Here is an 8,715-nt window from a genome sequence, read left to right as displayed (position 1 = left end):
GACGGCCATCTGGAGTTGGATAACAACCGGAGCGAGCGGTCAATCAAGCCGTTTGTAATTGGTCGCAAGAACTTCCTGTTTGCCAACACCCCACAAGGTGCGAGGGCGAGCGCCATCGCCTACAGCCTAGTGGAGACAGCCAAGGAGAACGGGCTGGACCCGTATTTGTACCTGGAATACCTGTTCGAGCGGCTACCCAACATCCGAACGGATGACCGGGCAGCGATGGACGCGTTGCTCCCGTGGTCAGATCGCCTGCCGGAACGAATCCGGAGACGTGGAAAAAAAGGATAGCATGAGAAATCGCCCCGCTGGGTCTCCTGGCGGGGCTGATTGTTGTCGTCCATGACTGTCGCACGACGGTTGGAGAAACGCAAGGTGTGGGGGCTTTGACGCTTACCGAGATCTGTCTCGATGGACTCTACCTCGATGGACGGTGGCGCGATGGCGATTTCCGCCGTCGTCCCCATGGCGGAGAACGTCCTCGTGTGCATGGTCGGCCTCACGACGCGTGCGACTGAACATCCGAATGGTTTCCAGGGCTGATGCCGGCACTGCCTTGTCCGCCGCCGTCAAACAGCCCGGACCCGCCGGAGCTGCCATAGTTGTCACCATAAGACCCGTGGTGGTGACCATACCCGTCGCCGTAGCCATAGTTCCCGGACTCTTCTGACCCAGACGACCCAAATTGCGACCCTGGTTCAGTTCCGCCGCCAGATTGGGCTCCTGAACTCGCGCCATCACCGCTGGAACCTGTGCTTGAGTTCCTATGCGAGTGGGTGCCCGCGTCGCGGCTGGCCGTGGTAGAGGATACGGGGCTGGCCTTTGCGGATTGGTGGATGTTGTACCAAATGGTGAAAAAACCGGCGACACTGGTGATAACCGTGCCCCAGGTGAAGACAGACAGCAGTCGCGCGCGCACCGCGCTTCGCTGTTTTCGATCCGATTTCAAGTCGGTGGATTTCGCCATCCATTTCGCCTCCTCGAGGCACCATGGGCTTGTTATTCTGGAGTATAGGCGGTGATGATTGAAAAAGTCTCAAATCAGGCAGTTGCATAGGAGGCGAAGTCTGGGTAAAATAGAAGGGTAACTGCGGAGGCATTGAAGGGGACTGGCTCGGGAAGGGCCTGTACGGAAGTAACCTACACAGGTACGCAGTTTGTCCGGAAAGATATGCGGGTGTAGTTCAATGGTAGAACTCCAGCCTTCCAAGCTGGTAGCGGGGGTTCGATTCCCCTCACCCGCTCCACAACGAACCAAACTAAATTTGAACTGCCGCTGTGATTCACTAAGTGTGAAGAATACAGCGGCAGTTTGTGTGAAAGGAGATACATTCATGTGAACGTACGGGCACTTCTTCGGCAGCTGAATGAAATCGCCGTTGTCGCCGAGAAGAAGGGTTGAACAATAAGAGACTTGTCGACGCCATCGCTCGCACTGGCGTGGACATTCCTCATCTGGAGTTCTTGGGGTGCTTTCGGGGACTTCACAAAGCATCAACAGGTTCGAGGGGGAGCCGTGGTCCCCCTCGAAAACCTTTGTGTGACCGGACCTCCTGTCATTCCGGCTGACGCTCAGGTGCATGCGGAACACGGACCATGTCCTTGTCGCGAATCAAGATCAGACACAAGAGTGCACCGATTGCCAGGATACTTCCTGCCATCACCAGAACATCAACCGTCCCGTGAATGAAGGAAGTGCGGGCGATGTGCTGGAGCGTTGGAAACGCGGGATTGTGTACATACGGAGCGGCCTCTGGTGAGGAACTCGGCAATCCCATACTTCCAGCAATCGTACCGGCCTTTTGCACGCCTGCAATCATGTTCTGCTTTGCGGCTTCCGTCAATCCAGGGACGCTAAGGGCGTTCACCATGCCCTGCACGGAGTGGTTGTACCGGGTGGTCAGCATGGCGCCCAGAAAAGCGACTCCGAACGCGATCCCGATTTGACGGCTCACATTGTTCACGCCCGACGCCATTCCAATCTGGGTGGGGTGGACGGTGCCCATCGCGATGCTGGAGAGGGGAGGATTGACCATCCCATTCGCAATTCCGGCGATGATGAAGGATGGAAGCAGTACGATCCAATCCGCCTTGGTGTCGACGGGCGAGATGCGGGTCATGAGGAATACCGCGATCGATAGCAACGCAAGGGCAATGACCAGGAACCACTTGGGTCCGAATTTGTCTGTCAATCTTCCGGCGAGGGGCGCGCCAAGCAAGACGAGTGCACTCATCGGCAAAGTCCGAAGTCCCGCCTGAAGGGAGTCAAATCCCAAGTAATTCTGCAGGAACAATGTCAAATAGAAGAACAGGGAGTAGAACCCTGCGCTTAAGGTGAAGGCAGCAATGGCCGAACCTGTGAAACTCGGATTTTTAAAGAGCCGCGGATCAATCATCGGGTTTTTGATGCGCATTTCTCCGACAATGAAAACCACAAGGAAAACCGCAGCGACAATCAGCAAGGTCAGGATGTACCCGGAAGACCAGCCCTTTTCGTTGCCTTGCAGCAGGGCAAGCACAAGGCACAGCATGCTGACCGTGAGCGTGATGAGCCCGAACACGTCTATGAAATGAGCGGCCCGTTCTTCCTTCGATTCACGGATGGCCCACAGCGACAGCAAAATTCCGATAACGCCAATCGGCACATTGATGTAGAAAATCGATTGCCAGTTGACTTTCAGGACAAGGATACCACCCACGAGAGGTCCAACTGCCGTGGCTAGGCCCGATACTCCGCCCCAAATGCCGAAGGCCGCGCCGCGCTCTTTCCCATGAAATTCAGTCGAGATGATAGAGAGGGATAGTGGCATCATCGCCGATGCTCCGAGGCCTTGGATGGCACGGGACAGATCCAGCGTCGCGATATGCGACATTGTAAGGAACGTAAAATCGCCGGAAAGGGCGCAAAACAGAGAACCGAGACTGAAAATAAACAACCCGGTGATGAAGACCTTCTTTCGCCCAAGGATGTCTCCAAGGCGCGATGAGGTGATGAGCACAACCGCGAAGGAAAGGGCATACGCGTCAATGACCCATTCCAGGTCCGAGAAGGGGGCATTGAGGCTTGCTTGAATCGTCGGCAATGCCACATTGACAATGGTGACGTCGAGCAGGGCCATGAACAATCCAAAGCAAACTGCCGTTAAAGCCCACCACTTGTGCGATTTCACTTTTTCTGTGTTCATCTCTTAGTTCGCTCCTTCTGTACCCTGCTTCATCTTCTCAACCCACTCAAGTTCCAATTCCCACTCTGCTTTGATGTGTGTCATCACGCTGATCGATGATTCCACATAATCGCCAATGTCTCTGTGACGGTTTTGCAAGTCCTCGATTTCGTGGTCGAGGTGAAAAATGTGGGTCTGGCAATAGTTCCGGTAATGATCAAGCAAGTACAGTTGCTCATTGGGTTCGATGAGGTCCCAAAATACCATTTTCATTTGGAAAAGCTTTTTGTACTCGCCCGGATTTGACACCGTGTCCATCATCAACTGATGAAACCGCTGCTTTCCTTTCTCCGTGATGATGTATTCCCGCTGCCTCGTGCCCTTGCCTTGCGCGTTTGTTGCTTCAATCTGTCCATCTCTGGCTAGTTTTTCGAACAAAGGATATAGCCTGCCGCTGCTCAACTTGGCATATGGACCAATAATGTCGTTAATGATTTTCACGATACGGTACCCGTGTGAAACGGAGCGCATCAGGAAGCCAAGAATGACGAGTTCGTACACCAGGACACCTCCTTCACGTGAAGTATAGATTTATTCTCATATAGATATATCACAATGATATACATCGCGTCAATGGTGTACGGTGCGGAACCGGGCATCATGGGCATCCTCATCCTGGCCACGGGCTTCATGCATCCCGTGGCTGCATCTTTCATCGGTATTGCGAAAGACACGCCTGTGTGGTATCTCGTTAGTGAGTGATTACTCACTTTAAAGGGGCGGATGACATGTTCGGCAAAGGGAGCCGCGAAGAGGGATGGGGAATCCAGGTCAGCCACGTGGACCGCAAGTTTGGCAAGAGGCTGGTGCTGCAAGACATCGATTTTGAAGTCAAGCCCGCGGAGATATTCGGGCTGTTGGGCCCCAGCGGATCGGGAAAGACGACGCTGGTCAAGCTCATGGCTGGAATCGATCGGCCTACGAGTGGAACGGTGGTCGTCGGCGGGGTACAGATGCCCCGGCTCGACATGTTGGGGAAAATCGGATATATGGCGCAATCGGACGCGCTGTACGCAGAGCTTACCGCGAAAGAGAATCTGGACTTTTTCGCATCCTTGTTCGGCCTGAGGGGCAGGGGACGCAGGCGTCGAATCGAGGAAGTCATGGAGCTTGTCCACCTCACCGATTCCATGAAAAAGCGGGTGTCGACGTATTCTGGCGGGATGAAACGACGGCTGTCCCTGGCCATCGCGATGCTCCATCGGCCGCGGATTCTCATTTTGGACGAGCCGACGGTTGGCATCGATCCCGCCTTACGCGTGTCCATCTGGAATGAATTGCGGGACATGAGTCAATCCGGAACGACCATCTTGGTCACAACCCATGTCATGGACGAGGCGGAGAAATGTCATCGTCTGGGTATGCTGCGGGACGGACGGCTGATTGCCGTCGGCACACCAGGTGAGCTGAAGGCAAGCGCCAACGTCACGACAATTGAAGAGGCGTTCCTCGCCTTTGGAGGTGTTCGGGGATGAGGGTTTGCGCCCTGGTTGTCCGGATTTGGCGTCAATTCCTGCATGACAAACGGACCCTAATGCTGATGCTGGTGGCGCCCATCCTGATTCTGACCCTTGTTTCTCTCGTTTTCAACGGCAACACCTACAAGCCCAAAATCGGCACCGTCGATGTGCCGGCGATGGTGACGCAGCGCCTGGCCCAGGAGGACGTGAGCCTGGTTTCGTATTCGTCAACGAACAGCGCGCTTGAGGCATTGAAGACGCAGACCATCGACGCCTACATCAGCTGGCAAGACGGAAGGCCCGCTGTCGTTTTGGAAGGCAGCGATCCGTCCAAGAACAAGGCGATTCTCCTCGATCTTCAACAAATGGCCGAGGCCTCCTCGCCCGGCCCAACCGGCATCCAGCCCAAAATCACGTATCTGTACGGATCGGCCAAGATGTCATCCTTTGACAACTTCGGCCCTGCCCTCATTGGTTTCTTTGCGTTCTTCTTTGTCTTTCTGGTTGCGGGGATCTCCTTCCTGAAGGAGCGCACCACGGGCACACTTCAGCGCCTCGTGGCCACGCCGATTCGGCGTTGGGAAATCGTGGCGGGCTACGTCGCCGGATTTGGGCTCTTCACTACCATCCAGGCCATTCTGATAGCATGGTTTTGTGTCGACATCCTGGGCATGATGATGAATGGAAGGCTCATCAACCTGTTGTTGATCACCCTGCTTTTGTCTATCACCGCGCTGACGCTGGGGACGTTTCTATCGTCGTTCGCCAACTCTGAGTTTCAAATGATGCAGTTCATCCCGCTGGTCATCGTACCGCAGGTGTTCTTTTCTGGGCTGTTCAACATTGATACCATGGCGGTGTGGCTCCGTTGGCTGAGCAAGATCATGCCCCTCTACTACGGCGCAGACGCCATGCGAAACGTGATGATTCGGGGCAAAGGGTTTACTGACATCGTGATGGATTTGGCCGTGCTGCTGGCGTTCTCGCTCGTTTTCATGGTGCTGAACGTGTTGACGTTGCGCAAGTATCGGCACGTGTAGCCGGTGATGGGGGTGAAGCCATGGCTGAGGAGATGGAACAGTGGCTGTCTTCCCTGCTTCGTCTCACCGATGAAGAAGAGAAGATGACGGAAAAGCAGATCAAAATCATTCAGGCCGCCGTGGACATTTTTGCGGACAAAGGGTACGCGTCGACGTCGACAAGCGAGATCGCCCAGCGAGCCGGTGTGGCGGAGGGCACGATTTTCCGTCACTACAAAACGAAGAAAGACCTCCTCTTGTCCATAGTCGCGCCTGTGATGTCGAAGCTCGTCGCGCCGTTCGTGCTTCGCGATTTGCACCAAGTCCTGGATACGGAATACGAGCAGTTTGAGGACTTTCTGCGGGCGATGATGCGCAACAGGTTGGAGTTTGTTGTCAAACACGCGCCGATTGTGAAGATCATGCTGCATGAGATCCCGTTTCATCCCGAGCTGCAAAGCCAGTTCAAGGAGCAGCTGTTCCCCCAGGTCGGCGAGCGCCTGAAGCGCATCATCACGCATTTTCAGTCCCGCGGGGATCTCATCGAAATGCCCCCGTTCGCTCTTCTGCGAATGAGTGTGTCCGCCATCATGGGCTACATTTTCACGCGCTGCTATCTCTTTCCGGAGCATGATTGGAACGATGAGGAAGAGATTGAGCGTGTGGTGAATTTCATCATGCACGGATTGGCGCCGAGGAAGGAATGATTCTCCCCCGACGCGTTTTTCGGAAAGGCTTGCCGCGCGGCACGGGGTTCGTGTCCTGGCCTACGGATGCCGGGTCGAGGCCGACCGGCTTGAGCTGGGCGACCCCGTGCCTGTGCAGCTCACTTGATTCGTCACCTACAGCGACATCTCTCGCCGGCGGAAGCCAGCGACGGCGACGGCAAACAGCGCCGCGGCTGCGAGGGCGAGCCAGAGTGAGGTGGAGACAACGGGACCACGCCCGTGAATCAGGTCCTGCGGCTGGAAGACCGTGAACACGGACAGGTTAACAGATACGCCATCGATCCGTTGTCTACACTGCGCGCCATGAGCTTGGTGGCTGTCGTCACGGTATAGATGGCGAGGATAATCAAGTAGATGAGTCCGTAAAATTCGCCCGCGAGGAAGTCTCCCACTTGCGAGACGCCGGATTGGTACCCGATGACCTGCAGCATCCCGGGCGGCAAACTTTGCAACAGGGAGTTGAGCGCCGACGACTTGGCCAGCGACGGATACACGCCGATAAAGAGCCACAGATAGACGCTCGTGCCCAGTGCGTAACTCAGGATTGTAGGCGTATGGATCTTCAGGGTGGTTCGGAAAAGAGCCGCGCTCACTTATAACGCCTCCTGTCCAGCGTAATAGTGCATGAAGATCTCCTCCAATCCCAAATCCCGGGTGGTCATGCCTGTGACGTCGCACTGGGACAGGGCTTTGACGAAGCGGTTGTAATCCCCTCGCACCTCGATGTCGATTTCGCCGCCTCGCGTTTGCACGATTCGACATCCTGCTCTCTGCAGCTTCTGCACGTCTTCCCGGCTCGCCAGCTGCACCGTGAACACCCTGCGTTGGTGGGCGCGCAGGTCTTTCACGTCTTCCACGGCGACAATCCGCCCGTCCTTGAGGATGCCGACCCTGTCGCAGACGCGCTCCACTTCCGGAAACAGGTGCGAGGACAGCAAGACGGTGGCGCCCCGCCGCTCCTCCTCCTCAACCAGTTCCAGAAACCGCTGTTGCATCAGCGGATCCAGCCCGGATGTCGGCTCATCCAGGATCAAGACTTCAGGTCGGTGCATGAAGGCAGCCACGATGCCCAGTTTTTGTTTCGTCCCCTTACGCCGATGGCAATTACAAAGGCCATGCTCTGAACGCGTCCGCCTTCCCGTACCTTCGGGAACGTGGCATCCAGCCATACGTAGGGATACTCACCCTCCAGAGGATGCCTCCTCTACGAAGAATTTCGTGTCACTTACGTAGATGGCACTCGGTGGCCTTCTCGTCAATTGAGGCAACGAATTTTACACCACCACCTGAGACTTTAACCACCTTTTCAAGGTGACAATCACGCCAAATAATTCGGACCCTATCCTGTGGAGAGCAAAAATATCCACTCCTGCAATGGAGGTACAAAGCCCTATTTGCCATTGGTTCGATCCGGAAGTCTGGTTCCATGCGGAATCGGCGTAAGGGTCGCCAGTACATCACGGTTCGGGTCTGTCGCGCCCATAAGGGCACGCGATAGACGGGCGATGTACGACCTGCCATAAGGCGGTCAGATTGCGCTCAGACACGTCGAAAGCATGCCCCCGGCCAGTGGGACGTGAGACGTGTCCGGAGGGGTGCACCATCTGCATCTTCCGTCGTGTGCACGATGCGACGATGGGAATGCGGTGTTCACAGTCGTGCGGTGTTCGAGCATGGCCACAAATTTTGAAGGAGGTGATGGCGAAAAAGATCGGGGTCAACACAGGCGACAGGATGGTCGCCGAATGAATGCGCCGAGGCGGAAGCCGAGGATGCGACGCCCACCGCCTGCTGAAAGCAGGCACCCGTCAGGGTATGTGGGCGGCCACGGTTTATCACGACGGCATTGGCAAATGGCGTCGTGATAAACACCCGCGAAGCGGGAATGTGGCATGCATGCTAACCACTGGCACGAGAGATGGCGAAGGCTGGGGCGTCCGCCTCTGTCTCTGCGCCTAAGGCGGGCAGAGACAGAGACGGACGGGAGCCGGAATAGCGTGAAATCAAGCGATTGGCGAGCGGATCGGACGGAAATTCAGCGGAAATCACCGGCCGGAGACGGGGGCTTCGCACGTCCAAGAGGCTTGAAAGCCATCGTCACAATCGGTTAAAGTCTCAAGTAGTGGTGTAAAATGCGTCGTCCACAATTGACGACGAAGCCACCGTGCGTGTCTACTAGAGTGTGTCGAAACAAACTAGTAGGAGGAACGCAACGATGGCTTCTGTCAATAGCTTCGCAGTTCTTGAGTGGATTCGCAAGCTCCAAGGCGTGGAAAATAAC

The 8,715-nt window shown here is 55.7% G+C and carries 9 protein-coding genes, 1 tRNA gene and 1 pseudogene; 5 read left to right on the top strand and 6 right to left on the bottom strand.

What is annotated here, in order from left to right:
- Nucleotides 1-294, top strand: a 294-nt coding sequence (locus BM357_RS18205) for a transposase domain-containing protein (RefSeq protein ID WP_139234798.1), incomplete at its 5' end; no start/stop codon positions are given.
- A 208-nt stretch (nt 295-502) separates the two neighbouring features.
- Here the strand turns inward: BM357_RS18205 and BM357_RS19550 are convergent.
- The gene (locus BM357_RS19550; RefSeq protein ID WP_139234797.1) at nt 503-970 is read right to left on the bottom strand and encodes a hypothetical protein; all 468 of its coding nucleotides are present in this window, start codon (nt 968-970) and stop codon (nt 503-505) included.
- Nucleotides 971-1,176: 206 nt separating this feature from the next.
- On the opposite strand from BM357_RS19550, the gene BM357_RS18195 reads away from it, so the two are divergent.
- A tRNA-Gly gene (locus BM357_RS18195) sits at nt 1,177-1,250 on the top strand.
- A gap of 309 nt (nt 1,251-1,559) precedes the next feature.
- Here BM357_RS18195 and BM357_RS18190 read toward each other — a convergent pair.
- On the bottom strand, nt 1,560-3,188 hold the full coding sequence (locus BM357_RS18190; RefSeq protein ID WP_074956755.1) for an MFS transporter: 1,629 nt from the start codon (nt 3,186-3,188) through the stop codon (nt 1,560-1,562).
- Between the two features lie 3 nt (nt 3,189-3,191).
- Nucleotides 3,192-3,728, bottom strand: a complete 537-nt coding sequence (locus BM357_RS18185; RefSeq protein WP_067922328.1) for a PadR family transcriptional regulator — start codon at nt 3,726-3,728, stop codon at nt 3,192-3,194.
- 227 nt (nt 3,729-3,955) lie between these two features.
- On the opposite strand from BM357_RS18185, the gene BM357_RS18180 reads away from it, so the two are divergent.
- The 3 genes from BM357_RS18180 to BM357_RS18170 are packed head-to-tail and all read left to right on the top strand — an operon-like array spanning nt 3,956 to nt 6,413.
- Nucleotides 3,956-4,702, top strand: coding sequence for an ABC transporter ATP-binding protein (locus tag BM357_RS18180; protein WP_074956753.1), 747 nt, complete (start codon nt 3,956-3,958; stop codon nt 4,700-4,702).
- Nucleotides 4,699-5,727 (top strand): ABC transporter permease, encoded by a 1,029-nt coding sequence (locus BM357_RS18175; RefSeq protein ID WP_074956751.1) that lies wholly within the window; start codon nt 4,699-4,701, stop codon nt 5,725-5,727. The genes BM357_RS18180 and BM357_RS18175 overlap by 4 nt, the downstream gene beginning before the upstream one ends.
- A gap of 20 nt (nt 5,728-5,747) precedes the next feature.
- Nucleotides 5,748-6,413, top strand: coding sequence for a TetR/AcrR family transcriptional regulator (locus tag BM357_RS18170; RefSeq protein ID WP_067922341.1), 666 nt, complete (start codon nt 5,748-5,750; stop codon nt 6,411-6,413).
- Nucleotides 6,414-6,658: 245 nt separating this feature from the next.
- On the opposite strand, the gene BM357_RS18165 is transcribed toward BM357_RS18170, so the two are convergent.
- From BM357_RS18165 to BM357_RS19545, 3 genes and pseudogenes are all read right to left on the bottom strand, one after another.
- On the bottom strand, nt 6,659-7,027 hold the full coding sequence (locus BM357_RS18165) for a hypothetical protein (protein WP_067922345.1): 369 nt from the start codon (nt 7,025-7,027) through the stop codon (nt 6,659-6,661).
- Complete coding sequence (locus tag BM357_RS20015) at nt 7,028-7,486, bottom strand: AAA family ATPase (RefSeq protein ID WP_175511590.1); 459 nt, start codon at nt 7,484-7,486, stop codon at nt 7,028-7,030.
- 38 nt (nt 7,487-7,524) lie between these two features.
- A pseudogene (locus BM357_RS19545) lies at nt 7,525-7,626 on the bottom strand (transposase); the annotation flags it as partial.
- Nucleotides 7,627-8,715: the final 1,089 nt, after the last annotated feature.

This window comes from Paenalicyclobacillus macrosporangiidus (assembly GCF_900116805.1).
Lineage (GTDB): Bacteria > Bacillota > Bacilli > Alicyclobacillales > Alicyclobacillaceae > Alicyclobacillus_H > Alicyclobacillus_H macrosporangiidus.
This window is presented reverse-complemented; position numbering and strand designations above follow the sequence as displayed.